2 protein-coding genes are annotated in these 1217 nt (G+C 35.3%); one reads left to right on the forward strand and one right to left on the reverse strand.

The window, feature by feature from the left end:
* Window positions 1–112 precede the first annotated feature (112 nt).
* Window positions 113–499 carry a helix-turn-helix domain-containing protein gene (locus ACWD12_RS41085; RefSeq protein WP_450103965.1) on the reverse strand — a complete coding sequence of 129 codons (387 nt, stop codon included), beginning with the start codon at window positions 497–499 and terminating at the stop codon, window positions 113–115.
* A gap of 482 nt (window positions 500–981) precedes the next feature.
* On the opposite strand from ACWD12_RS41085, the gene ACWD12_RS41090 reads away from it, so the two are divergent.
* Window positions 982–1206, forward strand: coding sequence for a hypothetical protein (locus ACWD12_RS41090; RefSeq protein WP_351515830.1), 225 nt, complete (start codon window positions 982–984; stop codon window positions 1204–1206).
* Window positions 1207–1217 lie beyond the last annotated feature (11 nt).

Below are 1217 nucleotides of genomic sequence, written 5' to 3' on the forward strand. Positions count from 1 at the left end.
TAACTATCCAAGCTCTTTGATTATCATATTCAAATGTTCTGTAATCTATGCCTAAGTTTTCAATCTTGATTACTATAAGAGCGGTCAATTCTTCTTGATTCATTTAACGCCCTCATTTTTCACTATCTTTCAAGTCTTTAGCTTTTTGTTGCAATTCTTCCCAACGGTCAGCAAAAACTAATTTAATCATAGCTTTGTCTTTTTCGGTCAAAGGGCGACCACCAGCACTTAGAATACTGTCAAAAATAGCGTCATCGTCAGAGTTTGCGACTTCCGCCAAGTCTATCGGCTCATTGACTGATTTAGCTTCAGCACGTCCTAGTAAATAGTCAACCGATACATGGAAGTAGTCGGCTAGTTTTTCAAGGTTGTCAGCTTTCGGTTTTTGTTTTTTTAACGTATACAAATAGTTGTCGCCAAACCCTAGGTCATTAGCTACTTTTTGTAATGTTTTCCCCTGTTTTCTAGATAGTTCTTGTACTCTTTCAAATATAGTCATGTCAGCCTTTCAAGCATAACACGAAAATTATTTTACTTTTCTAGATAAAAACACTTGACTTTTATTATCTTGTAGAGTAAAATAGTTTTCAGTTAAGTTATTCAACAAAAAAGCAAAGACGCCTTTTAACTAGCTCCCCAGCAGGTTTATAAGTTCGCTTATTGCTCTTTTAATTATGCTTATATTTTACACTATAAGTACAAAAAACACAAGAATTTAATTACTTATAGTTGAAATAAAGAAGAAAGAAGGTAAAAATGCCACTATTAACACCAGAAATGAAAAAAGCCTTGCGACGAGTTCAGGCTGACAAGTTGCTAAACAAAAAAGACCTTGCTAAGTATATCGGAGTAAGCGAGAGCACAGCAAAGTCAATCACTAAAAACAACGAACCGCAGAACGTTAAAAATAAAGTGTTTAATGCCGTCGTTTCCGCTATTGCTGAAAATTGCTAGCCTATGACTAAACTAAACACCGCAATCATGCAAAGCAAGCAGTCTAAACCGTACTATCATAAAATCATTCTTGATTTACTCGTACAGCTTACGACAAGCGGAAAATATCGCAGTCTGACGAGCTTTAAACAGTCAGGCGATAAATTAACCGCAGAACAAAAAGAAATGCTTAGGCGCTATACTGACAGCATTATCTTACTGTTAGAAATAGGCATGGCGTTTCATGAAATTAAACAATTTTTAGTAAATTAAAAAGCCCTCGC

Source organism: Streptodolium elevatio (genome assembly GCF_053592165.1).

Bases quoted from the DNA above. Each gene is read 5' to 3' on its own strand.
- ACWD12_RS41090 (WP_351515830.1), top strand. From the start codon at position 982: ATGCAAAGCAAGCAGTCTAAACCGTACTATCATAAAATCATTCTTGAT.
- ACWD12_RS41085 (WP_450103965.1), bottom strand. From the start codon at position 499: ATGACTATATTTGAAAGAGTACAAGAACTATCTAGAAAACAGGGGAAA.